A 23340-nucleotide genomic window follows, 5' to 3' on the forward strand; every position below is an offset into this window, starting at 1 on the left:
ATGGCTATTTATCGCAGCAAAAAATGGCTCGCCGCCGTCGGCCAGATCGAGCGTTGTGTTCTTTGTGGAGCATGGGGGACGCAGGTGGCACACCGGAACGAAGGGAAAGGCATGGGATTAAAAACCGATGACTGTGCGACAGCTGCGCTCTGCGTTTGCTGTCATGACAGCATTGATAACGGAAATAAGCTGAACAGAGATGAGCGTCGGCAGCTTATGGACCGCGCGATTGTTCTGACAGTGATTGAAGTTGCCCGCCGCGGGCTGGTGGTGCCCGCATGAAAATTTACGAAATTACGCCGATTGGCAAACCCCGAATGACTCAGCGCGACCGATGGCATAAACGGCCAGCAACAGCAGCGTACTGGGCATACAAAGAACATGTCAGGTTGCTGGGCATCCGTCTGCCTGAGTCCGGATATCACGTCACGTTCGTCATCCCCATGCCAAAGAGCTGGAGTAAGACGAAGCGGGCGCAATATGTCGGCCGTCCTCACCAACAAAAGCCTGACAAAGACAATCTGGAAAAAGCTCTGCTGGATGCAGTGTTTGACGAGGATAGCCATGTCTGGGACGGACGGGTTACCAAAATCTGGGGAGAAACCGGGCAAATCATCATAGAGGAGGCCAGATGAAGCCAGAAACGCTTGAGATACTCCGCGCGCGCTGGCAGCGCCTTCGGATTTACCGCTACCGGGGATCGGTGCTGGTGGATTACCGCATCTTCCGTAATTACATCAGAATTGAATCAAAGCAGAGGGGCACATGAAACTGGAAGCAGCACTTAAACATTTTAGTCCTCAGGGAATGCATATCAGCGAAGATGTAAAGGGAACCTCTCCGGATCGTCTCACCGGCACTGATGTTATGGCGGCCATTGGCACCACCAGCAGCCGTGCGCGCTTCGGCCTGGCTGCTTTCTTCGGCAAAGCCGGCATTAGCAAAACAGATGAACAACTCGCAGTTCAGGCGCTGGCGCAGTTTGCCATTAAAAACGCCCCTAAAAATGTCCGCAAAGCCGCTGGCGATAAGCTCGGAGCCTGCATGTTGACGCTGGCGCAGTTTGCTTTCGCGGAGTATTCCTGTTCGGCGGCTACCAGCGTGATGTGTCACAGCTGTTGTGGTACCGGCCGGACCACTAAAGAGCAGGTCACCCGCAAGGTTTCGTACCCTTGGGGTAAAGCGCCATACTGGGCCAGCCGCTCCCGTGCCGTTCGTCCGTCTGACTGGGAGCTGTGGACAGAGGTAACAGAGGTTGTACCGGCGGTCTGTGATGTTTGCGAAGGCAAGGGAACGATAAGCGCCCGTTGTCGTTGCGGCGGCATAGGTGAAGTGGTGGACCGTAAAGCAACGAAGGAACGTGGCGTACCAGTTTTCAAAACGTGTGAACGTTGCTCTGGTATTGGCTTCTCTGCTATCTCCTCGGCGACGGTATATCGCGTCATTCTGAAGCGACTCCCTGACCTTCATCAGTCATCATGGTCGCGTAACTGGAAACCACTCTTTGAAATGCTTGTGGACACGCTGCGCAAGTGGGAATGTCAAGCGGCTGTCGAATTCGAGAAGGCAACAACTTAATAATATGATCGAAGCAAATGACGACGCATTTTTGCATGTTAGGGTTGACTTTGCATAAAAATGTCCTGTATGATTTCCACAGTTGATTATTGCGACCAAATGAAATTAAACCCGCTTTAGTGCGGGTTTTTGTAGCTAATTCATTAATTTCCACAGACAAGATCAGCTATGTAAGCGGCTGCACTTGAGCCACCTTTAACATAATCATATTTTCCAGCAACTTTTCCGCTCATTTCATACATTGTTATTTCACCAAACTCATTTTTGCATGCTTTAGAAGGAATGGTGAAATGAGAGTAGAGAATTTTCGCACTGGAGTTCTTGGAAATTGGAACTTCTTGTATGATTATTGACCGAATACCTTTGTTTTCAGTCAATGAACGTTCCTTACCATAGAAGTTGAAATTGTTTGTATTTGTCAGAAAGATCCAGCCGTCAATTTTGTCAGCTGTGTATGCAGGAAGAGAAGAAATAGCTAATAAAAATGCTCCTGCTAACTTCAATTTTTTATGCATTAATGGTTTTCCTCGTTATCCATTTTTGACTGGTACGCTTAAAGATGACACATCATCATTTGGTGATCAGGTTATCGGCACCATTCGCAAGCTATTTAATTAAAATTTCTGGTCGTGATCCGGCGTGCCTTTGCCATATCCGCGTCATGAGTTACACGATGGGTCACAGAACCTTCCGAGTGTGAGCCATAGGAATATGGCAAAGCGATTTTTTACCGCGATGCTATAGTTAAAGTGGCATTCGATAATGCTCTCGATACTGAAAATACTGGGTGGGGAGACACCCGCTTCGCAGAGACAACTGCATGACCCATGACCAGCAACCCAATGCTGGTCTTTTTTTTCCACTGGTCAGTGCACGGAGCTTCTACCTCTGTGGTTCAAGGTTCGAATCCTCGATGGTGGACCATTAAGCACTACAACATTCGTTTACTGAAGGCTACCATCCGTCGGCCTTTTATATGCTCTTGACTATGCAAGCATGTTTTACAGAAAGGTGCTTGCATATGTCAGGCGACAAGAAAGATCCAAAGGGTAAAGCTAAGGGCGGGGTTGCCAGGGCGAAGTCTCTTACTAAAGAGCAGCGTTCTGACATTGCCAAAAAGGCTGCTGCTGCAAGGTGGAGGGATAAAATTCACAAAGCCACCCATATGGGTAATTTCAAAGATGAATTTGGAATAGATGCTGAGTGTTATGTCTTAAGTGATGAATCGAAAACCGCAGTAGTTACTAAGGCTGGACTTGCTCGACTTTTAGGTATCGGCAACTTCGCAAGGGATGTCGATAAACTACTAAGCGCTGGTTACATGAAGGAGTTTGGTGGTCCAAGTTTAAAAGCGAAAATTGAAAATCCTATTAATTTTCAATATAGTGGGCAGTCCAAAAACATCAATAACGCTCATGGGTTTGATATTGATGTGATCGTTGATATCGGAAAGGCGCTGATAGATGCAAAAAGTGCCGATGCTCTGCCACCGTCTAGAATCCCTGCTGCCGATACAGCTCAAAAACTAATAAATGCTTCCGCTAAATCAGGTATAAAAGGCGTAGCCTATGCATTGGCCGGTTATCGACCTGAAGTTCAAGAGGTAATCGATGCTTTTAAGGCATTTGTACGAGAGGAAGCCCGCCAATATGAGAAAGAGTTTCCCGACGAGTTGTATGAGGAATGGTATCGGTTATATGGACTTAATCGTCCGGAAAAAGGCAGGCCGATCCGCTTTGGACAGTTGACTAATATGCAAATTTACGTCCCACTGGCTAAGAGTAAGGGGAAGATATTAGAGCAAATTCGCGCCAGTAGGGATGAGAATGGAAAGCAATCAGATAAGTTACACCTCTTCCTTTCTGAAATTGGCGTCAAGGCCTTACGACAACACATCGGCAAACTTCTTGGCGTTGCAGCAATGAGCGACAACAAAGAGGAGTATGAGGCCGGCATTGAAAAAGTTTTTGGCCGTATCAAGCCAGAATTATAAACTTTCTGCCCGGCCACCGCGCCGGGTTTTTATTGTCTAAAGTCTTTCCCAATACTGCCGATAATCTTCGTTCTGAAATTGAAAAAAATAAATATCTGCATTCGTTGCCCGCTCCCGTGCGGGCTTTTTTTATTCCCCTCATTACTGAGAGGATACACAGCTATATGAGGGGAGACCTATGTCCGATCCATTTTCCGGCACAGGGCTGGCCGGTTTAGCTTTGACTGGAGCCAGTGTTTACGGTCTATTGACCGGAACTGATTACGGTGTTGTTTTTGGAGCATTTGCAGGCGCAGTATTCTACATAGCGACAGCGGCTGACCTGAGTGTGTTACGTCGCCTGGCATACTTCTTCGTGTCGTATATCGTCGGCATTCTTTGTTCGGGGTTGTTGGGGGCAAAACTCACATCCTGGACGGGGTACACCGAGAAGCCTCTGGATGCTATTGGTGCCGTAATAGCTTCTGCGTTAGCCGTTCAAATCCTTACGTTCCTGAACAAGCAGGACATCGGCTCGCTGGTGGCGCTGATAACGCGCCGGGGAGGTTCAGGTGGTACTAAATGACCCAACAGCAACTATCAACGCGCTGCTCTGCGCCGGAGTTGTAATTACTCTGATGTTTTACCGCCGTGGTGATTCGCGGCATCGGCCATGGATTTCGCGTTTAGCCTGGCTGATTACCGTCACTTACAGCGCTGTACCGCTGGCGTACCTGTGTGGGATCTACCCGCATTCATCATGGGCCACCATTGCGGCCAATATCATATTCCTTTCCGTGCTGGTGGCCGTCAAAGGCAACGTTGCACGTCTGGTTGATCATCTGAGGCACTAATGAACCAATCACAATTTCAGAAGGCGGCTGGTATCAGCGCCGGATTAGCTGCGCGCTGGTTTCCGCATATCGACGCCGCCATGAAGGAATACGGCATCACCGCACCGCTTGATCAGGCCATGTTTATTGCCCAGATGGGGCATGAAAGCACCAGATTTACCCGACTGGTGGAGAACCTGAATTACGCGGTTGAAAACCTGGTACCGACGTTCGGCAGCCACCGCATCACTCAACAGCAATCCGCCGCACTTGGCAGAACGGCAACGCAACCGGCAAACCAGAAAGCGATCGCCAATCTGGTATACGGTGGTGAGTGGGGAAAAGAACACCTTGGCAATCAGGTCGCTGGTGATGGCTGGAAATATCGCGGTCGTGGGCTGAAACAGATTACCGGCCTGAGCAACTATCGCAGTTGTGGCCAGGCGTTGAAACTGGACCTTGTTACTCATCCGGAGCTGCTTGAAAAGGATGAATACGCCGCGCGCTCTGCCGCATGGTTCTATGCCTCCCGCGGTTGCCTTCTTCATTCCGGCGACATTGAGCGCGTGACACTGTTAATCAATGGCGGCCGCAACGGGCTGGATAAACGCCGTGCGCTGTTTAATCTGGCGAAATCAGTTTTGGTGTGAGGTGAGAGTGGGTATCGAAACGATAATCGGGCTGGCCGCACTGGTGATTTCCGCCATTGCAGGCGCTTTTGGCCTGGGCCATATTCGCGGCACCAGCAAAGCTGAAGCGAAAGCCGACCAGCAGCGCACCAAAGATAACGCAGCGGCAACGGTCGCAGCAGCCGAACGCCGGGTAGAAGCAACGAAAGAGGCCAGCAATGTACAGCAGACTGTTAACCATATGTCTGACGACGATGTTGATCGCGAGCTGCGGGACAACTGGACCCGTAAGGGTTGAGGTAGCCGATACGTCTTGCGACTGGGTTAAACCCATCTACTGCACAGCGCACGACTGGGATGTACTGGACAGGCAGACGAAGCGCGACATCCTGGCGCATAACAAAGCGTGGCAGGCGAACTGCAAGTAGGCCTTAATTGAAAGATAACTAAATAAATTTTCCAAATGGTCGTTATATAGAGAGTGTGTTTAATTAAGGGGGCAAACAATGCCTTTTCTCATGGTGTTCTTTGTTGTCATTATGGTGTTATTCCTCTGGAAGGCAGGAATACCCCAGGCTATCATTATGTTAATCATACCCATCATGTTTAGTACTTTGGGAGGTATGGTTGCCGCCGTGGGAGTAAGCGCGTTCGCTACACCTATTGTTGGAGTGCCTGTTGGAATCGTTGTATTTTTAATGTTGATGGGTAAGTTTTTATCCAGAAGGTAACCTAAATCCAATACTGAGGACAGGCATGTCACATGAATAGCTATGGCTTTCTTATGCGCATTCTTCATCTATTACAAAGCTCATCTGCTGGTTGCTAATGATGATAAAATGCAGAGTCCCATGGATTTTGGGGTAGGAAAAGCCTGGATATGATGCTAGAAATCATAACATTAAAAAGACCGTGAGATGCAGTATGAAAATCTTAGGATTGGATGAGTACAGAACCCTTCGTGAGGGAGGGACAATGAAGTATTTTGAACTGGAACGCATGCCTAACAGCACTTGGGTTGCCATTTTCGAAAGTTTGTTTGCCGAAAAGGATGAAAAGGCGTGGGTAGAGGGTTACTGCATTGTGACGAACTGCTCAAACAGTGAAGTATCCACCCGGTTCATATACTTGAAAGAAAAGTGCGAAGAAGCGAACTCTATATACAGGGTTAAGCATTCTGCACTATAACTAATTAAATAAACTTAAACTCCTGGTGATTTGTTTGCTGCCATTTTCACTTCTTTCAGAATTGAATTCAGGTGTATGAGTTAAAAAAGACTTTTGGGATATTAAAGGTAACGTAAATCACAGGCAAAAGATTCGTCAATGTGATTGAGTGTTCATGGGACTAACAATCTTCTCTTGTAAGGAATTATGTGTAGAAGGAGATTTTATGGCACAGCTATTGATTTTTGCTGATGATGAGCCTGCTAAGTTGCTGAAAATTCGAAGTTATCGGAGCAAGATTCTTTATCTGTATGCTAATGATGAGGTGAGGTGTTTGGATGTGGTGATTTTTTTTTCAACTTTTCTGAAAGGCGAAAGTGGAGCCATATTGGTGGCAGCCGACAGATACGTGAGCAGGAAAGAAATTATCGAGGCTTATGATGCTCTGATTGGTTGAAAGCAGCGAGACTGGCGCGTAGCAGTAGGATGGGTCATGCTTGGTTCTATACGTCAGTAGAGTGATACAGGAGTTCATATCGGCCAGACGAAGCGTGATGCTACTTTAATCCAGCGGGTGAGCGCTTAATATTGTTTGTCCCAACGGTTCGAACCCATTTCTGATTACCACATTCAAGCCACTGGCACTCGCTGGTGGCTTTTTTTATTGGAGTGAATAATGGCAAAACCGGACTGGGGAGAGCTTCAGCAACGGTTCCTGTCCGAACATGCCGCAACCGGCGTATCACCAAAGGAATGGTGTGAAGCGCAGGGACTGAACTACGCTACCGCCCGTCGATATATCAAAAAAACTTCTGCGCAAAAACCTGCGCAGAAAAAAGTGCGCATTGCGCAGAAAGAACAAAGCGCAAATGAGCTGATGGATGATGATGGACTTACTGCTCAGCAACGCTTATTTGTTGCGGAATACCTAAAGGATGGTAACGCCACACAAGCAGCTATCAGGGCGGGTTACAGCAAAAAATCCGCTGAACAAATTGGTTATCAACTCCTTCAGAAAACTTCAGTTGCCCAGGCTATTGCACAACAACAGAAAGCCTCCATTGCGCGCACGCTTGGCGGTGCCGATGAAGTCCTCGCGCAGATGTGGCAGCTTGCCACCTTCGATGCAAACCAGCTATCGCAGTATCGCCGCGGCGCGTGTCGTTACTGCTGGGGATTCGGTCACCAGTACCAGTGGCGCGATATGGTGGAGTTCGAAGAGAAACGACTCGAAGCGCTTGAGCGGAAAAGTCGCGAGCCCGCTGATGTTGGTGGCTATGGCTATGACCATAATCGTGAGCCTAACCCTGCCTGCCCACGCTGTAACGGCGATGGTATCGGCCAGCCTTACTTCGCTGATACGCGTAAACTCTCGCCAGTCTCGCGACTCGCTTACTCCGGCGTAAAGGTCGGAAAGAACGGCGTCGAGATAACCGCTATCAGCCGTGAGCGTATGTTCGAAGCCGTAATGAAACGGCTTGGCCTGGCGGATAGCGAGTTCGCTCAGCGTCTCCAGCAGATCGAAATCGACCGCCGGCAGCTGGAGGTTGAGAAACTCCGCAAAGAGCTGGCCGGTGATGGTGATGGTGACGAACCGACCCCAGTTCAGATCAATATCAACGTAGTGGACGCGAGGGCGGAAGATGGGGATCAGCCCGACACTTAACATTCCTCAGGCGCGTTTCCTCGCGATGCAGCACAAATTCAAAGCCTACGTTGCCGGGTTCGGTTCCGGTAAGACGTGGGTGGGTTGTGGCGGCATCTGTAAGGGGATGTGGGAGCACCCTAAAATCAACCAGGGTTATTTCGCGCCGACGTACCCGCAGATCCGTGACATCTTCTACCCGACGATTGAGGAAGTGGCCTTTGACTGGGGGCTGAGCGTCATAATCAATGAGGGGAACAAAGAGGTTCACTTCTACGAGGGGCGACGATACCGCGGAACCACAATCTGCCGCTCAATGGAGAAGCCAGGCTCGATAGTTGGTTTCAAAATCGGTAATGCGATGGTGGATGAACTGGACGTCATGGCGGCTGCCAAAGCGCAGCAGGCCTGGCGAAAAATCATCGCCCGTATGCGTTACAAAGTCGACGGGTTGCGTAACGGCATCGATGTAACGACTACGCCGGAGGGCTTCAAGTTCGTCTACCAGCAGTTCGTGAAGGCGGTCCGCGAAAAGCCTGAGCTTTCTGCTCTGTATGGGCTGATTCAGGCCAGCACGTTCGACAACGCGAAGAACCTGCCCCCGGATTACATTTCCTCGCTGCTGAGTTCTTATCCTGATGAACTGATTCAGGCATACCTGCGCGGGAAGTTCACCAACCTCAACAGTGGGACCATTTACCACACCTTTAACCGTAAACTGAACAACTGTTCTGACGAGATTCAGGATGGGGATCCGTTGTTTATCGGTATGGACTTCAACGTAGGGAAAATGGCCGCGATTGTTCACGTAAAGCGTAACGGGCTACCGCGCGCGGTTCGCGAACTGGTGAAAGTCTACGACACGCCGGCGATGATTAAGCGTATCCAGGAAGAGTTCTGGCGATATGAGGATGGGCGTTATGTGAAGAGCCGGGAGATTTACATCTACCCGGATGCGTCAGGCGACTCCCGCAAATCGCAGAACGCCAGCAAGACGGATATTGCCCAGCTTAACGATGCCGGCTTCAGTGTCATCGTTGATGATGCCAACCCGCCGGTTAAAGACCGCATTAACTCAATGAACGCCATGTTCTGCAACGCCAACGGCGAGCGCCGCTACCTTGTGAACGTTCAAAACTGCCCGGTTTACACCGAGAGCCTCGAGCAGCAAATCTGGGCGGCTAATGGCGAACCGGACAAATCAGCTGATAACGATCACCCTAATGATGCTGGTGGGTACTTCATTGTGAAGGATTACCCCATCGTGAAACCGGCATACTCAATCACCATGGATACCACTTTCTGATATGGCAAACGACGACATCACCTGGGTTCGACCAGAACACCGGGCGGCTTCTGCTGCCTGGCGGAAATACAGGGACTTTTGCAAAGGGGCTGAGGCCGTAAAAGCGGCAGGTAATAAGTATCTGCCGTATCTCGACCCAACCGATAAATCCACGCGTAACCGCAAACGCAACGAAGACTATCTGAGTCGCGCGGTGTTCTATGCCATTGCCGGCAACACGAAAATCGGCATGCTTGGCATGGCGTATCGCAAAGACCCAACGTTTAACGGCCCGGAGAAGCTGAAATACCTGCTGGATAATGCTGACGGGGCGGGTACCAGCATTTATCAGCAGTCGCAGATGGTGGTTGAAAACGTGCTGGAGGTGGCGCGTGATGGGCTTTATGTTGACTATGCAGAGGCATCAGACGAAGCGATCATTCTCCGCTATCCGGCAGAGAACATCATCAACTGGCGAACAAAGCGAATTAACGGACGCGATCAGCTGGTGCTGGTGGTCCTGCGCGAATGCGTAGAAGAGCCGGATGGTTACGCTTATAAGGACGAAATTCAGTACCGCGAGCTGGCGCTGGAACAAGGGAAGTTTATCTGCCGGGTATGGCGCCGGGCAGGTGGCACTGCAAGCGGAACCTATGCCGTCGACAGTGAATATCATCCGAAGCCTAAAGGGAAGGAATACTGGGATGAAATCCCGTTCACCTTTGTCGGTGCTCAGAACAACGATCCCACTATCGATGACTCTCCGCTGGCCGCTCTGGTGGAGATAAACCATGGCCATTATCGAAACAGCGCTGACTATGAGGACAGCGTGTGGTTCTGTGGTCAGGTGCAGCCGTATATTACTGGGCTTGATACAAACTGGCGCGATCACCTTGAGAAGACCGGAGTAAAAATTGGTTCCCGTTCACCGCTAATGCTTCCCAAAGATGGCTCGTTTGGCTATGCCCAGGCGCAGCCGAACATGCTGGCTAAAGAGGCCATGGACAGCAAACGCAATTACATGGTGCAGCTGGGCGCCAGGTTAATTGAGCAGAACGCCACGGCGAAGACTGCAACGCAGGCAAGCGGTGAACAGAGCGCATCAACGTCAGTGCTGGGTATCTGTGTTTCCAACGTTTCCGAGGCTTACACGCTGGCGCTGGGCTGGTGTGCGAAATACCTCGGAATTAAGGACGAATCGACGAGCTACACCATCAACCAGGAATTCATCGCGAAGGTTGCCGAATCCGGGATGGTCACCGCTATTGTTAACGCCTGGCAGTCCGGCGCGCTGCGTGATACTGACATGATTCGGGCGCTTCAGAAACTCGACCTCATCAACCCGGCAGACAGCCCGGATGATGTGATTGATGCGCTCCGCAATCAGGCGCCCTCATTGACCGGGGGCTGATATGGCAACAGTCAACGAAAGTTTGCGGGATGAGGCCATTACCCATTCCGTCTGGATTAGCCGCTATGCGACGGGCGTGGCTAACCGAATGGTGAAGCTGCTCAACGAGACAGACGCAGAACTGTCTGCCCGCCTGCTGGATGCACTGGATCGGCTCCCGGCTGATAGCTTCACGGTTACACGTCTGGAAAGCTTGCTCGGCAGCGTACGCGAACTTAACCATCAGGCTGTCGCTTCGATGCAGTCCGGGCTAGAAGGGGAACTGCTTGCGCTTTCCAGGAATGAGGTCAGTTATCAGCTGAGCCTGTTCGATTCCCTTCTTCCCTCACAGGTGCTGGCACGCTACCCGCTACAGGGAATCACCGCTGATATGGTTTATGCCGCGGCGATGGCTCAGCCATTTCAGGGGCGCCTGCTGAGTGAGTGGACGGAGAATCTGGAATCGGACAGGCTGGCGCGGATCGTAAACGCTGTACGCCGTGGCTATCTTGCTGGCGACACGGTTGAAACCATCGCCCGAAGCGTGCGCGGTCATGCCAATAAAGACTATCGCGACGGCGCGCTCCAGATGAGCAGGGCAAATGCCGCAAGCATCGCTAAAACAGCCGTGAATCATCTGGCTGCTACCGCCCGCAACAGCTTCACCAGCGCCAACAGCGACATCGTGAATGGTAAGCAGTGGCTGTCTACGCTGGACAATAAAACCAGTCACGACTGCATCATTCGCGACCTGCTGCGCTACACCCTGGATAATAAACCGATCGGGCACAAAGTACCTTACCTGCAAGGGCCCGGGAAAATTCATTTCTGTTGCCGTTCTACTGAAACTCTGATTATCAAGTCCTGGCGCGAACTCGGCATTGATATTGATGAGATGGACGAGGGCACTCGTGCCAGCATGGATGGGCAGGTACCTGCTAAAACCACGTATCTTGAATGGCTCGCGCGTCAGCCAGCTCAAAGGCAGGATCAGGTTCTGGGTGCCGAGCGTGGCCGTCTGTTCCGCGCGGGTGAAATCGACCTGGCTGATATGTTCACTGACAAAGGCGAGTGGATCAGCCTGGAACGTCTTAAGCAGCTATCAGGTCCTTGAACCTGGCAACTATCACTTTCTACACGCCCTGGCATCCGCCGGGGCTTTTTTATGGGCGAGGCCCGACAAAATCCCGAGGGGAAATTATGTTAATTCGAAACATGCTTCTGAAATATTACGCATCTGAAAGCGGCGGTGAGGGCAGTGGTGGTGGCGGTATCGAAATCACCCCCGAAATCCAGAAGCTGATTGATGAGCGTGTGACCAGTGAAGTTACAGGCCTGAAATCAAAAAACTCTGAGTTGCTGGGCACCATCAAGCAGCAAAAAGAAAACCTGTCACGTTTTGACGGTATCGACCCAGACGCTGTACGCGGCATTCTCCAGCGTTTTTCTGACGATGAAGAGGCGAAGCTTATCGCCGCCGGAAAAATTGACGAGGTGCTGGATAAGCGTACCGAGCGCCTGCGTGCTGACGTTGATAAGCAGATCAAAGCGGCAAACGAACGCGCGGAAAAAGCTGAAGCGTTCTCCAACAAATTCCGGGATCGGGTTCTCGGGGATGCAATCCGTGCAGCAGCCTCCAAAGCGGGCGCGCTGCCTGAAGCTTCTGACGATCTTATTCTGCGTGCCAAAGGCACATTCCAGCTCAACGACGAAGGCGAGGCCGTAGCAGTTGATGCAAATGGCGATGTTCTGTTCGGCAAAGACGGCAAAACCCCACTAAGCCCGCTTGAATGGGCGGAGTCTCTCAAGGAGACGGCTCCACATCTGTTCCCGCGCGCAGAAGGCACGGGCGCGGGTGTACACAAGCCAAACGGTGGTGGAAGCCTGAAACGTTCCGAAATGAGCGCCAGCGACAAAGCGGACTACATCCGCAAACACGGCCAGCAGGCCTTCCTCAAACTTCCGAAATAAGGGATTCAAACCATGGCAACGACTGTTAATTCCGACCTGGTTATTTATGACGATCTGGCGCAGACCGCGTTTCTTGAGCGTCGCCAGGACAACCTGGAAGTGTTCAACGCTTCCTCCAACGGTGCGATTTTGCTGGATAACGAACTGATTGAAGGTGATTTCCGCAAGCGAGCCTTCTACAAAGTGGGCGGTTCTATCGAATCGCGTGACACGAACTCCACCGATAAAGTGACCGGCAAGAAGATTGGCGCCGGTGAATCCGTATCCGTCAAAGCACCGTGGAAATATGGCCCGTATGAAACCACCGAAGAGGCATTCAAACGCCGCGGCCGCTCTGTCGACGAATTCTCCGAAGTGATCGGCGTTGATGTGGCAGATGCCACGCTGGAAGGCTACGTGAAATATGGTCTGAAAGCACTGACTGCGGCGATTGGTGCTAACACCGACATGGTCGTAACCGCCGACATTGCGACCGACGGTAAAAAGACCCTGACGCGTGGCCTGCGTAAATACGGCGACAAGTTTAACCGCGTGGCTCTGTTCGTGATGCACTCTGCGACCTACTTCGACATTGTTGATGAGGCGATTGCCAACAAAATCTACGAAGAAGCTGGCGTGGTGGTTTACGGCGGGCAGCCTGGCACGCTGGGTAAACCTGTGCTGGTAACCGACACCATGGACGCTGATGCGATCCTTGGGCTGGTGGCCGGCGCAGTGACTGTTACCGAGTCTCAGGCACCAGGCTTCCGTTCCTACGATATCAACGATCAGGAAAACCTTGCGATTGGCTATCGCGCTGAAGGTACCGTGAACGTTGAACTGCTGGGCTACAGCTGGGATACCGCCAAAGGTGATAATCCTGACCTGACCGCCATCGGTACCGCGGGCAACTGGAAGAAACACTTCACCAGTAACAAATCCACTGCGGGCGTTCTCATCAAACTGGAATCCGCGGTGGGGGAGTAACTCTGTCAGCGGATAAAACCTCCGCAACTGCTGACAGCACAGACGCGGTAACTGTTTCTCTTAAGTACACGCTGAATGGCTCCGGTGTATCCGGTAAAACCGTCGCGTGGACTTCCACAGGCGGCACGCTTAGCACGGCCAGTTCTCAAACCGGCTCTGCTGGTGGTGCAACGGTGAAACTCACATCAGACGTTGCTGGCACCTTCACGGTAACCAGCACGGTTGAAGGAGTGGCGAAAACCACTGATGAGATCACCTTCACTGCGCCTGCCGGAGAATAACGAATGGGGCGAAAGCCCCATAAACAGGATGATTCGATGATCAATACCGATATCACCTCTCCTGATGCCAACAGCTACGTCAGTGAAGAGGATCTTGCCTCATTTGCGGAAATACGCGGCATTGAACTGCCTGGCAAGCTCACACCTTTGCTGATTAAGGCAATGGATTACCTGGAGGGGCTGGACTGGGTAGGCTCAAAAGCTGACCCGAGACAGGCTCTGGCATGGCCACGCGTGAATGTCGTTCTGGATGAACATGATTTCCCGCCGGATGAAGTTCCACGGCAGGTTTTAACCGCGCAGTGCATGCTGGCGGTAGAGGCAATCGACGGAGATTTACTCTCCAGCGTGCGCGAAGCCGCTGTGAAAACTGAACGTGTGGAAGGTGCTGTCACCATGACCTATGCGGTCGCAGATGGTGAAGTTTTCACGCCGTCCTATCCTGCTGTCATGGCGCTGTTAGGCGACCTTGCTGGTGGTCGAGGTTTCGCCATCAATGCATTTGCAGAGAGGGTCTGATATGGCGATTGATTACCTACGTATGCAGGCCAGAACAACGCGCATGCTCAGGCAGAACGGAGCGTTATACAACGTCACCCGCAAGGGTTCAGTAACGGTTATCGGTGGAGTCGAGCATAAAACGGATGATGTTCAGTTCACTGCGATCGGCGTTAAAACGGAATACGCACCCGGCGAAATAGATGGAACGGTCATCGTTAACGGCGACGTGCAGATCGTTTTTACGGCAGAGCAGGAAATTAAAATCGGCGACGTAGTCGATATTGATGGCACAGCCCACCGAGTTATCAAACCCAACCCGGCAAAACCTGCCTCGCTGGTACTCTGCTACAAAGCGCAGTTGAGGGCATAGCATGGGAGAGAACACGGCATTCCTCGCTGAAATCACAGCATTCGTCAATAAGGCGAAAACGAATCAGGAAGCAGTGGTGCGCGCCGTCGGAATCAAAATTCTTAACCAGCTGGTGGTGATGTCCCCAGTGGGCAACCCGGAGTTGTGGGAAGTTAACCAGACAGCCGTTTCCTATAATCGCGCTGTTTACGACCATAACGAGGCGCAGCGGGCAAATCCCGACAACCTGACCAAAACCGGGCGACTGAAGAAAAAAGCCCGGGTGGTGGATGGGATGGATATCAAAGCACCGCCGGGGTATACGGGCGGACGCTTTCGCGGTAACTGGCAGGTATCGTTTGATGCTCCGACAACTGATGAAACGGGACGAATAGACAAGACCGGCGACCTGACAAAAGCAGCCGGGAACTACACGCTGTCACTGTTCAAAGTCGGGATGAAGGCCATTTATTTCTGCAACAACGTCCCGTATGCATACCCGCTTGAAATGGGGCATTCCACACAGGCACCGGGCGGAATGGTCCGTATAACCGCTGCTGAGTTTCAACGCTTCTTTGAGGAAGCTATCAAGGAGGTGTCCTGGTGATTCCTGATATTGCATCTGCACTGGCCGCCAGACTGGGTACCTGGGCCGATGCCGAGGGCATTTCAGTTGCATGGGAGAACGTGCCGTTTACACCTCCTGCTAACGACATATACCTGGCCGTACACGATATGCCCGTTACGCCGCGGACAATCGATCTCGGATTGCGCTGCCGGACTTATTCAGGCGTGTACCAGATCAATGTCGTGGCGCCAGCCGGCTTAGGCCGTACCTCAGTCGTTTCTCTGGCGGGCAGATTAGTGGAATTGTTCCCTGAGGGGCAGGAAATTGCAGGAAGTGACTTCACCTGCTGGATCACCAGCACGCCAGCAATTTTTCGCGGTATCCCGACAGCTGTTTCCTACACCATTCCCATCAGCCTGAACTACCGGGCCGACATCATTAACTGACCCCGTCAAAATCATCGGCCATTGTGCCGGTTTTCTAATTTCACAGGAGTAACCATTATGGGCTTCGCACTGCCTAACGGCGCTCATGTTTATCTGGCCTCGGGCTACGGCCCAGCCATTACTTTCACCGGCGCGACGAATGCTGAGCACGCGGTGATCACCGTCAGCTCCGCGGACGATATCGCGGTCGGTGATATCGTTCACGTGAACTGCAACTGGTCGGGTATTGATAACGTTATCGCGAAAATCGACGCGATTGCGGAGAATGCTGTCACTCTTCGCAACATCAATACCACCAACAAAAACAAATACGCGGCTGGCGGCGGTTCCGGCTCTATTCGCAAAATTGAAGAATGGACCGAACTGCCACAAATCACTGAGGTATCGAAATCCGGTGGTGATCAGAACACCACGCAGATTCAGTTCCTCAGCGATGACCGTCAGCGCAACCTGAATACCTATAAATCTGCCGTCTCTCAGACTTACTCGATCGCTCACGATTCAAGTCTCCCGGTATATCCGTTGCTGCGCCAGCTGGATGAAGACGAAGAGACTGTGGCGGCTTATATGTACGTTCCGAAGGCGAAGGAGAATCGTTACTGGGCGGCCACGGCATCTTTTGACGACACGCCGACCACGGCGGTGAACGAAGTCGAAACGGTAAGCGTCGTGCTGAACCTGCAATCGCCAGCAATGACGTTCTACAAAATCACAGGCGCCGCGGCATAAGCCAGGCATAACGATAGTCTAAGCCTCCTCCATGGAGGCTTTCTTTCACTAAGAGGCAACGATGGCGACTAAATTCACCCTTCAGCCCAAACCAACTTTTAAGGCCAACGTCTCGATCCCGCGCGCTGGCGATGAGGATGGCGTGCTGACATTCACATTCAATCACAAGCCACTCAAAGAACTGGCGGATCTGGAGAAAATGGAAGGCAAAACCGCCACTGATTTTCTGATGGAAATCATTGCTGGCTGGGCACTTCCCGATGCATTCAACGCGGAAAACCTGTCGGTGCTGCTGGAAAACTATCCGGCGGCAATGAAGGCAATCCCGGAAACCTACTACCGAGAGTTGATGGGGCAGCGCGAAAAAAACTGATAGCGGTTGCCTCTGCATTCTATACGCCTGAACCCACAGCGGCAGACCTGGCACCCTATGGGCTTACGCCGGATGACTATGACGATCAATACATCGACGTCTGGCCAGATGTATGGCCTTCATTCCTGGTGTTTCAGGCTGTCAGCACGCAGTGGCGCACGGGCATGGGAGGCGCATCAGGTCTTGATTACAACGTGCTGCCCTGGGTGATGCGCCTGCACAACGTCGACGACGAGGCAACCGCGCTTTCGGACATCCGAATCATGGAGTGCGCCGCACTAAAAGTTATGCATAAAGAGAGGGCGGAATGAGTAACGACATCGCCACGATTTCCCTGCGCGTAAATACCACTGAGCTGGAGCGTGGTAACCAGGCACTGGATCGCTTTCAGGAGACTGCGTCCGCCGCGGCAGGTAAAGCGGATGACCTGAACAGTACGTTCCGCACCGGGATCGACAACCAGAAAAAAAACAGCGAAAGCCTGAAACAGCAACGGCAGGAACTGCAAAACCTGCTGAATAAAATCAGCCCTGTTAACAAGGCGCTGGACGAGCTGGATACCATTCAGGAAAGCCTGTCTAAATTCCGGAGCAAAGGTCTGGTGGGTGACGAGGATTTTACTCGTTACAACAGCGTGCTTGAGACGACCCGCGCGAAACTGGCGCAGGTCATGGAATCTGAAACAGCAGAGGGCCGAGCTCGCATTGAGCAGGCACAGGCAGCGCAACGGGCAACTGCCGCAGGCAAAACTTTTATCGACTCACTTGAGGACCAGGTTGCAGCTATCGGAAAAACCCGTGCAGAGTTACTCGAACTGAAGGCGGCCCAGCTTGGCGTGTCGGACCGCGCTGCGCCAATAATTGCCCGACTAAAAGAGCAGGAAGAGTCCTGGAAATCTGGAGCTATCAGTGCGGGGCAGTACCGTAATGCCATGCGTTACCTGCCAATGCAAATGACGGATATTGTGACTTCACTGGCCTCCGGTATGCCGGTTTATATGGTCGCTATCCAGCAGGGTGGTCAGCTGCGTGATTCCTTTGGCGGAGTGGGTAACGCGCTAAAAGCGATGTTATCCATGGTAACCCCGGCACGTGTTGCGATTGGTGGTCTGGCTGGCGCTGTACTGATTGCGGCAAAAGCGGGATCGGACTATTTCACAGCATATGACGAAATCAATAAAGCTATCATCCGCACCGGAAACATTGCCGGTACGTCAGCGCTACAGATTATGGCATCCTCCCAGTCAATCTCTGCTTCAACTGGGACTACGGTGGGCACTGTCCAGAGTCTGATGACAGAGCTGGTTGGTATCGGCTCAATGACCCAGCAACAGCTTGAGAAAGCTACCAAAGCGACAGCGCTGGCAGTTGAAACTGGTATTGTTTCGGCTCAGGACATTACCAAGGCTTATAAGGATATTGAAAAGGATCCGGTTAAGGCTCTTCAGAACCTTAATGAGCAATTCAACTTTCTTACCGTTTCACAGCTTAAGCACATTGACGATTTAGTTAAGCAGAAAGACCAGACCGCTGCCGTTACTCAAGCTATGGATTTGTTTGGCGACACGATGGCAGAGCGTGGAGAGCAGGCTTACGACTCGCTGACACCATTTGGCCGCCTGTGGCTTGATATCAAGGGATGGGCGTCTGAGGCTATGCAGAGCATCGGTCAGTGGGTGGCTGAACTGGCATCAAACACGCTAAAGGAATTTAACGCAATTTATTACAGCGTCGCGATAGTTTTCCAGAAGCTGAACCAGATTATTTCTTCTTCTATCGCGGCTGCGATTAATCTCGTTCCTGACTGGGCGAAAACTGATACTTTGCAAGGATGGCAGGACTATAACGAACAAATGGCCGGCGCTTATGGTAACAGCGTATCTCAGCTGAAAAAGGACTGGGACGCAGCTGACATTAGCGCAGGCAAGTACCTCGATACATCCCGCAAGATAAGCTCCGCGACCACTGAGAAGGATCGGCAGACAGTCGCTTCGTTTGGCAAAAAAACGAAAACAGGAAAACAAGGCACTGTGTCGGCTGGCGACCGCAGTACTGACACTGCTCAGGCCGAATTGCTGGCGCTTCAGGCGCAGTTGCGTGCTCTTCAGCAGTATAAAGGGCTGAACGACACTATCAGCCAGCAGCGCAAAGATCTGTGGACCACTGAGGCGAAATTTCAGGTGCTGGAAGAAGCCTCGCGTTCACGTTCACTGACGAAGCAGGAACAATCCCTGCTGGCGAGTAAAGACCAGGTGCTTCAGTTGGCACGGCAGAAAGCCCTGTTGGGTGATCAGATTACCGCACAGGAACAGCTGAACAAGCGAATGGATACCTCTCAGAAATATGTTACGCAGATGGCTGAGAAACAGGCTGCTTTGGTTGGTGGAGCTGGAATGAGCGAGCGGTTAGCTCAGCGTGAACTCGCGAAAAGTCAGCTTGCCGCAGGTTGGGTGAACGCCGGCGGTTCTCTGGAGGACGTTGGTTATCAGAAGCAGCTCAAAGCGGCGAATAATTACTATGCCGCAGAGGACAGGTTGCGTGGCGACTGGTTGACCGGCGCGAAAAAGGGCTGGGCTGAATTTGAGGACTCCGCAACCAATGTTTACTCCCAAGTGCAGACGCTCACCAGTAATGCGTTCGCCGGCATGGCCAGCACTCTAACGGACTTCTTTACTACTGGAAAAGCTAACTTCTCAGATTTCCTGACAACCTTTTTGAAAGGAACTGCCCAGATGCTGACACAGTTGGCGCTGGTCAACGGAATGAAGTCTGCCTTTGGTGGGACCTCATTTGGTTCATTTTTTGGATTTTCTGATGGTGGCGCAGTTCCGGAATTTGATACTGGCGGCTACACGGGGGATGGAGGAAAGTATCAGCCAAAAGGCGTGGTGCATGGTGGCGAATTCGTATTCACCAAGGAGGCAACCAGTGCGCTGGGTGTTGGCAACCTTTACGCTTTGATGCGAGGTGCTCAGGGCTATGCAAACGGCGGGTATGTTGGTACTGCGCCAATGTATGGGCTACGAACATCAGGTGCTGGCGGCGTTAATGTCCAAACTTCCGTGGTGGTACAGAACCAGGGCAACCAGCAGCAATCTTCCGGGAGTAACGACGCTATTTCACGTGCTTACAAGCAGACTATCGATCAATCTGTTCGGGCAGGTATTGCGAAACAACTTCAGCCTGGCGGCCTTATATGGAATGCAACAAAATCAAGATAAGACGCTTCGGTGTTTTTTTTGATCATATTATTCATCGTGTTAAGATGTTTCCGATTGCAATTAAAGGAAACGTACAATGAAGAAGGTAGTGGCCTTAGCTCTTGGGGCTTTAATGTTGTCTGGCTGTACTGTTCGTGTTGCTGATATGACCGTTGGTAGTACCAAAAATTACAACCTGAATGCAGCTAAGTTTGAAAAAGGTCAACGTGTGACTGGTGAAGACAAAGCTCCAATTGTTATTTTCCCGCTGGGCATTCCAAGCGTTAAAACTGCAATGGATCGGGCTATTGAAAAAGATAAGTGTTCCGTAGGCTTAAGCGATGTTGTTATTTATCAATTAAACCACGCATTTCTGTTCGGCACATATGGTTACCGTGTTGAAGGCACGCAGATTATCGACAAGTCTCAGCTTGGTTGTGAAACCCGCTAATCTCCTTCTCATACTGTCACAAGCCACCTTCGGGTGGCTTTTTTTATGGAGCAAACATGGCCCTGGAAACGTTCACCTGGCGGACGCAGATACAGGCGGGAATGGAGGGAACGTTTAGCCATAAAACCCGCTCTGCAACCTTTGGCGACGGCTATGAGCAGATCGCCGGGGAAGGCATTAACCCTGAAAAACAGTCATGGCCTGTCACGCTCACGGGCAAAAAAACGGACATGCTTCAGGCCCTTAAATTCTTTCGTTCTCACGTCACAAAGGCATTTATCTGGACATCTCCAGTTGGCGAAACTGGTCTCTACCGGATTGAGGCCGAATCAATCAAGTCACAGCCCTTATCCAGCAACGTTCTGACTATTTCCGCAACATTCAAACAGGCGTACGCACCATGATCACAGCAGACTATCAAAGCCTTGAGCCCGGCAATAAAGTCCGGCTTATCGAAGTTGATGGCTCTACGTTCGGCGTGGATGATGTACTGCGATTTCACGCGTACAACCTCCCGCACACGGAAGAAGAAATCGCCGCTGCTGGCGGTGATGAATCAAAGCTGAAGGCGAAAAGTATCTGGTGGCAGGGGGAAGAATATGCCGCCTGGCCGTATCAAATTGAAGGGCTTGAAGCCTCCACAGACGGCAACAGCGCCCAGCCAACGCTCACGGTTGCAGATATCGATAGCAAGATTACAGCGCTGTGCCTTGCTTATGACGATATGCTACAGGCCAAAGTTACTATCCATGACACTTATTCACATTATCTAGATGCGAAGAACTTCCTCGCTGGTAACGCAACAGCTGATCCGCAACAGGTCAGAAAACGAGTTTTTTACATCGATGGCAAAAGCAGCGAAATTCCGGGCGAAAGTATCGAATTCGTACTCGATAGCCCGATGTCTTTGCAGGGTAAGATGATCCCCACGCGCCAGCTTCATTCCCTGTGCACCTGGTGCATGCGCAATAAGTACCGAACCGGTGACGGTTGCGATTATGCCGGAACCAGATACTTCGATAACAATAATAATCCTGTCGATGATCCCTCGCTTGATGTCTGTAACGGCACGCTCACGGCGTGCAAACTTCGCTTCGGAGAGAATGAAGAACTGCCGTTCGGTGGTTTCCCGGGTACTTCACTAATCAGGAGCTAATATGCGTCAGAAAACCATTGATGCGATTATGGCGCATGCAGCCGCTGAATATCCTCGTGAGTGTTGTGGTGTCGTGGCGCAAAAAAGCCGTGTTGAACGTTATTTCCCTTGCCGGAACCTTGCCGCGGCACCGGAGGAAAATTTTGTCCTCTGCCCGGAAGATTACGCAGTTGCTGAGGACTGGGGTACGGTGATCGCCATCGTTCACAGCCACCCTGACGCCACTACGCAGCCGAGCGAACTGGATAAAGCGCAATGCGACTCAACGCTTTTACCCTGGCATATCGTGAGCTGGCCGGAGGGGGATTTAAGGACCATCCAGCCGCGTGGAGAACTGCCGCTGCTCGAGCGCCCGTTTGTGCTTGGTCACTTTGACTGCTGGGGGCTGGTGATGAGCTATTACCGGCAAACGTACGGGATAGAGCTTCACGATTACCGGGTCGATTATCCCTGGTGGGAAAACGACTATCCGGACAACTTCTATCAGGATTGCTGGTACGAGTGCGGATTCCGTGAATTCGACGGGCCGCCGAAACCTAGCGATATGGTGATCATGCAGGTTCAGGCTGATAAGTGGAATCATGCGGGGATTCTGCTGGAAGGCAACATGCTACTGCATCACCTTTATGGACATCTGAGCCAGCGCGTACCTTATGGCGGATACTGGATGGAAAGGACCATGAAGATACTCAGACATAAAATTTTATTAGGGTGCGGTTAAAATCTGAGCATCTCCATTCAGAGGGGGCGAAATACTACAGCAATCTTTGTTGTTCTGCATTCCAACCAAGCCATACATTTTGTGCAAAAAGTGCTATTTATGCCATTCTTGAAAGCTCAGGACGGCTCATAGGCACCGCCTATCTCCTGAGAACGTGGCAATAGTTTACTATTACCTGAGGGGTAAATTCTGCGAAAAGGTGGTTAACTTGCAAAGTGGCCGCGATAAATTTCGTCGAACTTGCATCTATCTTCAGACATGGGCCCATTGCTCAAATATGACGAATGGTATTAAATTGTCCTCAACCACTCGAAGTGGTCATGAAATCTTTGGGTGTGTTTACATCCTACAATTTAAGAAAGCACTGCCAAACGTGCATGAGGGTGATAATCATGGGTCACGCATTAAAAAAGGCAGATCGCTTGTACATTCCGCCTCGTGACAAATCCACGGTGGCGAAACCTCGTGCAGCGATCAGCGAAACATGTTCACATACTGGTCAAGTTAAAAACGCCTTTGAGTTTGGGTTTGCTCGTTACGAGAAGGCGATGGAAGAACTTTCAAAGGTCTGAGTAGAAACGGATGACGATAGAGTATGTTGAGGGAGTCAATTATCTTTCCATTGACGATATCGTTTACATCAACAGGTCTCTGATCGAGACTCAGACGCCAAATGAACCAATAGGCGTCCTGAATCCGAATAACCTCAGCTCTTCACAGTCACGACCAAGTACCATTCGATATTATGAGCAGACAGACGATATGTTTCGTCTGTCTGCTGTTCTAATTGAAAGCCTGATCCAGAATCATCCATTCGCAAATGCAAACAAACGCACTGCCATGATGGCTGGTTACGTATTTCTGTTGCTGAATGGATATGAGCTTACAGCACCCAGTGATGAGGTCGTAACCATCGCTGAGGGGTTGGCTCGTAAGGATTATTCAGTGGATGACTTGGAAAATTGGTTGTGTCACTGGTCTCGAGAGTACGATTCAAGAACGTTATGTGCAACTGGCGGAAATTCGCTACAGGCTCTCGTGGCAACCTCACACTACATCCGAATCATATCGAACAAATGAATCCGCTGAGAGGCGGTTTTTTGCTGACTAATACTGAATAATATAACCCG

At 51.2% G+C, this 23340-nt stretch carries 32 protein-coding genes; 31 read left to right on the plus strand and 1 reads right to left on the minus strand.

Translation table 11 applies throughout. The annotated features are described in order from the left end of the window. The 4 genes from ACOTWU_RS22770 to ACOTWU_RS22785 are packed head-to-tail and all read left to right on the plus strand — an operon-like array spanning position 1 to position 1578. Positions 1-282 (plus strand): hypothetical protein, encoded by a 282-nt coding sequence (locus ACOTWU_RS22770; protein WP_017692886.1) that lies wholly within the window; start codon positions 1-3, stop codon positions 280-282. Next, on the plus strand, positions 279-635 hold the full coding sequence (locus ACOTWU_RS22775; RefSeq protein ID WP_045332203.1) for a RusA family crossover junction endodeoxyribonuclease: 357 nt from the start codon (positions 279-281) through the stop codon (positions 633-635). Before ACOTWU_RS22770 ends, ACOTWU_RS22775 begins: the two co-directional genes overlap by 4 nt. After that, entirely contained in the window at positions 632-769 is a 138-nt protein-coding gene (locus ACOTWU_RS22780) for a YlcG family protein (protein WP_017692888.1), read from the plus strand. Before ACOTWU_RS22775 ends, ACOTWU_RS22780 begins: the two co-directional genes overlap by 4 nt. Continuing rightward, positions 766-1578 carry an antitermination protein gene (locus ACOTWU_RS22785; protein WP_006811581.1) on the plus strand — a complete coding sequence of 271 codons (813 nt, stop codon included), beginning with the start codon at positions 766-768 and terminating at the stop codon, positions 1576-1578. Before ACOTWU_RS22780 ends, ACOTWU_RS22785 begins: the two co-directional genes overlap by 4 nt. 143 nt (positions 1579-1721) lie before the next feature. Here ACOTWU_RS22785 and ACOTWU_RS22790 read toward each other — a convergent pair whose 3' ends face one another. After that, positions 1722-2093, minus strand: coding sequence for a hypothetical protein (locus ACOTWU_RS22790; protein ID WP_006811580.1), 372 nt, complete (start codon positions 2091-2093; stop codon positions 1722-1724). 506 nt (positions 2094-2599) lie between these two features. Here ACOTWU_RS22790 and ACOTWU_RS22795 point away from each other — a divergent pair. The 27 genes from ACOTWU_RS22795 (at position 2600) to ACOTWU_RS22925 (ending at position 23290) form a co-directional block, all read left to right on the plus strand. Beyond that, a complete protein-coding gene (locus ACOTWU_RS22795; protein WP_006811579.1) occupies positions 2600-3571 on the plus strand; it encodes a P63C domain-containing protein in 972 nt (323 codons plus the stop codon). A gap of 178 nt (positions 3572-3749) precedes the next feature. Continuing rightward, complete coding sequence (locus tag ACOTWU_RS22800) at positions 3750-4136, plus strand: phage holin family protein (RefSeq protein WP_006811578.1); 387 nt, start codon at positions 3750-3752, stop codon at positions 4134-4136. Beyond that, positions 4123-4404 (plus strand): phage holin family protein, encoded by a 282-nt coding sequence (locus ACOTWU_RS22805; protein ID WP_022651286.1) that lies wholly within the window; start codon positions 4123-4125, stop codon positions 4402-4404. The genes ACOTWU_RS22800 and ACOTWU_RS22805 overlap by 14 nt, the downstream gene beginning before the upstream one ends. Continuing rightward, on the plus strand, positions 4404-5033 hold the full coding sequence (locus ACOTWU_RS22810; RefSeq protein ID WP_023304238.1) for a glycoside hydrolase family 19 protein: 630 nt from the start codon (positions 4404-4406) through the stop codon (positions 5031-5033). The genes ACOTWU_RS22805 and ACOTWU_RS22810 overlap by 1 nt, the downstream gene beginning before the upstream one ends. A 7-nt stretch (positions 5034-5040) precedes the next feature. After that, on the plus strand, positions 5041-5310 hold the full coding sequence (locus tag ACOTWU_RS22815) for a hypothetical protein (protein WP_023314673.1): 270 nt from the start codon (positions 5041-5043) through the stop codon (positions 5308-5310). A gap of 1095 nt (positions 5311-6405) precedes the next feature. Next, positions 6406-6636, plus strand: a complete 231-nt coding sequence (locus ACOTWU_RS22820) for a hypothetical protein (protein WP_003859853.1) — start codon at positions 6406-6408, stop codon at positions 6634-6636. Positions 6637-6855: 219 nt separating this feature from the next. Beyond that, positions 6856-7845: a terminase small subunit gene (locus tag ACOTWU_RS22825; protein ID WP_023314672.1), complete on the plus strand. Its 990-nt coding sequence runs from the start codon at positions 6856-6858 to the stop codon at positions 7843-7845. Beyond that, entirely contained in the window at positions 7823-9130 is a 1308-nt protein-coding gene (locus ACOTWU_RS22830) for a terminase large subunit domain-containing protein (RefSeq protein WP_045349479.1), read from the plus strand. Before ACOTWU_RS22825 ends, ACOTWU_RS22830 begins: the two co-directional genes overlap by 23 nt. 1 nt (position 9131) lies before the next feature. Continuing rightward, positions 9132-10520 (plus strand): DUF4055 domain-containing protein, encoded by a 1389-nt coding sequence (locus tag ACOTWU_RS22835; RefSeq protein ID WP_180240931.1) that lies wholly within the window; start codon positions 9132-9134, stop codon positions 10518-10520. A 1-nt stretch (position 10521) separates the two neighbouring features. Beyond that, the gene (locus tag ACOTWU_RS22840) at positions 10522-11613 is read left to right on the plus strand and encodes a phage Mu F like family protein (protein WP_045331452.1); all 1092 of its coding nucleotides are present in this window, start codon (positions 10522-10524) and stop codon (positions 11611-11613) included. Positions 11614-11699: 86 nt separating this feature from the next. After that, positions 11700-12470 (plus strand): hypothetical protein, encoded by a 771-nt coding sequence (locus tag ACOTWU_RS22845; RefSeq protein ID WP_047654296.1) that lies wholly within the window; start codon positions 11700-11702, stop codon positions 12468-12470. 12 nt (positions 12471-12482) lie between these two features. Continuing rightward, positions 12483-13436, plus strand: a complete 954-nt coding sequence (locus tag ACOTWU_RS22850; RefSeq protein ID WP_045911869.1) for a major capsid protein — start codon at positions 12483-12485, stop codon at positions 13434-13436. 2 nt (positions 13437-13438) lie between these two features. Next, a complete protein-coding gene (locus tag ACOTWU_RS22855) occupies positions 13439-13717 on the plus strand; it encodes an Ig-like domain-containing protein (RefSeq protein ID WP_198922624.1) in 279 nt (92 codons plus the stop codon). 36 nt (positions 13718-13753) lie between these two features. Then, positions 13754-14236: a DnaT-like ssDNA-binding protein gene (locus ACOTWU_RS22860; protein WP_045343117.1), complete on the plus strand. Its 483-nt coding sequence runs from the start codon at positions 13754-13756 to the stop codon at positions 14234-14236. Between the two features lies 1 nt (position 14237). Further along, entirely contained in the window at positions 14238-14588 is a 351-nt protein-coding gene (locus ACOTWU_RS22865; RefSeq protein ID WP_045343118.1) for a hypothetical protein, read from the plus strand. Position 14589: 1 nt separating this feature from the next. Continuing rightward, positions 14590-15174, plus strand: coding sequence for a hypothetical protein (locus ACOTWU_RS22870; protein WP_045911868.1), 585 nt, complete (start codon positions 14590-14592; stop codon positions 15172-15174). Next, positions 15171-15581: a DUF4128 domain-containing protein gene (locus tag ACOTWU_RS22875; RefSeq protein WP_045911867.1), complete on the plus strand. Its 411-nt coding sequence runs from the start codon at positions 15171-15173 to the stop codon at positions 15579-15581. The genes ACOTWU_RS22870 and ACOTWU_RS22875 overlap by 4 nt, the downstream gene beginning before the upstream one ends. Before the next feature lie 57 nt (positions 15582-15638). After that, positions 15639-16310 carry a phage tail protein gene (locus ACOTWU_RS22880; protein WP_045911866.1) on the plus strand — a complete coding sequence of 224 codons (672 nt, stop codon included), beginning with the start codon at positions 15639-15641 and terminating at the stop codon, positions 16308-16310. A gap of 61 nt (positions 16311-16371) precedes the next feature. Then, the gene (locus tag ACOTWU_RS22885; RefSeq protein ID WP_022651271.1) at positions 16372-16683 is read left to right on the plus strand and encodes a phage tail assembly chaperone; all 312 of its coding nucleotides are present in this window, start codon (positions 16372-16374) and stop codon (positions 16681-16683) included. 47 nt (positions 16684-16730) lie between these two features. Next, positions 16731-16994 carry a DUF1799 domain-containing protein gene (locus ACOTWU_RS22890; RefSeq protein ID WP_045911865.1) on the plus strand — a complete coding sequence of 88 codons (264 nt, stop codon included), beginning with the start codon at positions 16731-16733 and terminating at the stop codon, positions 16992-16994. Continuing rightward, the gene (locus ACOTWU_RS22895) at positions 16991-19903 is read left to right on the plus strand and encodes a phage tail tape measure protein (RefSeq protein ID WP_220719654.1); all 2913 of its coding nucleotides are present in this window, start codon (positions 16991-16993) and stop codon (positions 19901-19903) included. Before ACOTWU_RS22890 ends, ACOTWU_RS22895 begins: the two co-directional genes overlap by 4 nt. A gap of 76 nt (positions 19904-19979) precedes the next feature. Continuing rightward, complete coding sequence (locus tag ACOTWU_RS22900; RefSeq protein WP_020690998.1) at positions 19980-20333, plus strand: hypothetical protein; 354 nt, start codon at positions 19980-19982, stop codon at positions 20331-20333. 56 nt (positions 20334-20389) lie between these two features. Beyond that, positions 20390-20737, plus strand: a complete 348-nt coding sequence (locus ACOTWU_RS22905) for a phage tail protein (protein WP_121478696.1) — start codon at positions 20390-20392, stop codon at positions 20735-20737. Beyond that, positions 20734-21489, plus strand: a complete 756-nt coding sequence (locus ACOTWU_RS22910; protein ID WP_121478697.1) for a phage minor tail protein L — start codon at positions 20734-20736, stop codon at positions 21487-21489. Before ACOTWU_RS22905 ends, ACOTWU_RS22910 begins: the two co-directional genes overlap by 4 nt. 1 nt (position 21490) lies before the next feature. After that, positions 21491-22210, plus strand: coding sequence for a C40 family peptidase (locus ACOTWU_RS22915; RefSeq protein ID WP_121478698.1), 720 nt, complete (start codon positions 21491-21493; stop codon positions 22208-22210). 392 nt (positions 22211-22602) lie between these two features. Continuing rightward, positions 22603-22782, plus strand: coding sequence for a hypothetical protein (locus tag ACOTWU_RS22920; RefSeq protein ID WP_025759425.1), 180 nt, complete (start codon positions 22603-22605; stop codon positions 22780-22782). Between the two features lie 10 nt (positions 22783-22792). Then, on the plus strand, positions 22793-23290 hold the full coding sequence (locus ACOTWU_RS22925) for a type II toxin-antitoxin system death-on-curing family toxin (protein ID WP_069595784.1): 498 nt from the start codon (positions 22793-22795) through the stop codon (positions 23288-23290). Positions 23291-23340: the final 50 nt, after the last annotated feature.

This window comes from Enterobacter cloacae complex sp. GYL001 (assembly GCF_049237125.1).
GTDB lineage: Bacteria > Pseudomonadota > Gammaproteobacteria > Enterobacterales > Enterobacteriaceae > Enterobacter > Enterobacter hormaechei_C.

Excerpts from the sequence above, each read along its gene's own strand:
- ACOTWU_RS22770 (WP_017692886.1), top strand. The coding sequence starts at position 1 with ATGGCTATTTATCGCAGCAAAAAATGGCTCGCCGCCGTCGGCCAGATC.
- ACOTWU_RS22775 (WP_045332203.1), top strand. The coding sequence starts at position 279 with ATGAAAATTTACGAAATTACGCCGATTGGCAAACCCCGAATGACTCAG.
- ACOTWU_RS22780 (WP_017692888.1), top strand. The coding sequence starts at position 632 with ATGAAGCCAGAAACGCTTGAGATACTCCGCGCGCGCTGGCAGCGCCTT.
- ACOTWU_RS22785 (WP_006811581.1), top strand. The coding sequence starts at position 766 with ATGAAACTGGAAGCAGCACTTAAACATTTTAGTCCTCAGGGAATGCAT.
- ACOTWU_RS22790 (WP_006811580.1), bottom strand. The coding sequence starts at position 2,093 with ATGCATAAAAAATTGAAGTTAGCAGGAGCATTTTTATTAGCTATTTCT.
- ACOTWU_RS22795 (WP_006811579.1), top strand. The coding sequence starts at position 2,600 with ATGTCAGGCGACAAGAAAGATCCAAAGGGTAAAGCTAAGGGCGGGGTT.
- ACOTWU_RS22800 (WP_006811578.1), top strand. The coding sequence starts at position 3,750 with ATGTCCGATCCATTTTCCGGCACAGGGCTGGCCGGTTTAGCTTTGACT.
- ACOTWU_RS22810 (WP_023304238.1), top strand. The coding sequence starts at position 4,404 with ATGAACCAATCACAATTTCAGAAGGCGGCTGGTATCAGCGCCGGATTA.
- ACOTWU_RS22820 (WP_003859853.1), top strand. The coding sequence starts at position 6,406 with ATGGCACAGCTATTGATTTTTGCTGATGATGAGCCTGCTAAGTTGCTG.
- ACOTWU_RS22825 (WP_023314672.1), top strand. The coding sequence starts at position 6,856 with ATGGCAAAACCGGACTGGGGAGAGCTTCAGCAACGGTTCCTGTCCGAA.
- ACOTWU_RS22830 (WP_045349479.1), top strand. The coding sequence starts at position 7,823 with ATGGGGATCAGCCCGACACTTAACATTCCTCAGGCGCGTTTCCTCGCG.
- ACOTWU_RS22835 (WP_180240931.1), top strand. The coding sequence starts at position 9,132 with ATGGCAAACGACGACATCACCTGGGTTCGACCAGAACACCGGGCGGCT.
- ACOTWU_RS22840 (WP_045331452.1), top strand. The coding sequence starts at position 10,522 with ATGGCAACAGTCAACGAAAGTTTGCGGGATGAGGCCATTACCCATTCC.
- ACOTWU_RS22845 (WP_047654296.1), top strand. The coding sequence starts at position 11,700 with ATGTTAATTCGAAACATGCTTCTGAAATATTACGCATCTGAAAGCGGC.
- ACOTWU_RS22850 (WP_045911869.1), top strand. The coding sequence starts at position 12,483 with ATGGCAACGACTGTTAATTCCGACCTGGTTATTTATGACGATCTGGCG.
- ACOTWU_RS22860 (WP_045343117.1), top strand. The coding sequence starts at position 13,754 with ATGATCAATACCGATATCACCTCTCCTGATGCCAACAGCTACGTCAGT.
- ACOTWU_RS22865 (WP_045343118.1), top strand. The coding sequence starts at position 14,238 with ATGGCGATTGATTACCTACGTATGCAGGCCAGAACAACGCGCATGCTC.
- ACOTWU_RS22870 (WP_045911868.1), top strand. The coding sequence starts at position 14,590 with ATGGGAGAGAACACGGCATTCCTCGCTGAAATCACAGCATTCGTCAAT.
- ACOTWU_RS22880 (WP_045911866.1), top strand. The coding sequence starts at position 15,639 with ATGGGCTTCGCACTGCCTAACGGCGCTCATGTTTATCTGGCCTCGGGC.
- ACOTWU_RS22885 (WP_022651271.1), top strand. The coding sequence starts at position 16,372 with ATGGCGACTAAATTCACCCTTCAGCCCAAACCAACTTTTAAGGCCAAC.
- ACOTWU_RS22895 (WP_220719654.1), top strand. The coding sequence starts at position 16,991 with ATGAGTAACGACATCGCCACGATTTCCCTGCGCGTAAATACCACTGAG.
- ACOTWU_RS22900 (WP_020690998.1), top strand. The coding sequence starts at position 19,980 with ATGAAGAAGGTAGTGGCCTTAGCTCTTGGGGCTTTAATGTTGTCTGGC.
- ACOTWU_RS22905 (WP_121478696.1), top strand. The coding sequence starts at position 20,390 with ATGGCCCTGGAAACGTTCACCTGGCGGACGCAGATACAGGCGGGAATG.
- ACOTWU_RS22910 (WP_121478697.1), top strand. The coding sequence starts at position 20,734 with ATGATCACAGCAGACTATCAAAGCCTTGAGCCCGGCAATAAAGTCCGG.
- ACOTWU_RS22915 (WP_121478698.1), top strand. The coding sequence starts at position 21,491 with ATGCGTCAGAAAACCATTGATGCGATTATGGCGCATGCAGCCGCTGAA.
- ACOTWU_RS22920 (WP_025759425.1), top strand. The coding sequence starts at position 22,603 with ATGGGTCACGCATTAAAAAAGGCAGATCGCTTGTACATTCCGCCTCGT.
- ACOTWU_RS22925 (WP_069595784.1), top strand. The coding sequence starts at position 22,793 with ATGACGATAGAGTATGTTGAGGGAGTCAATTATCTTTCCATTGACGAT.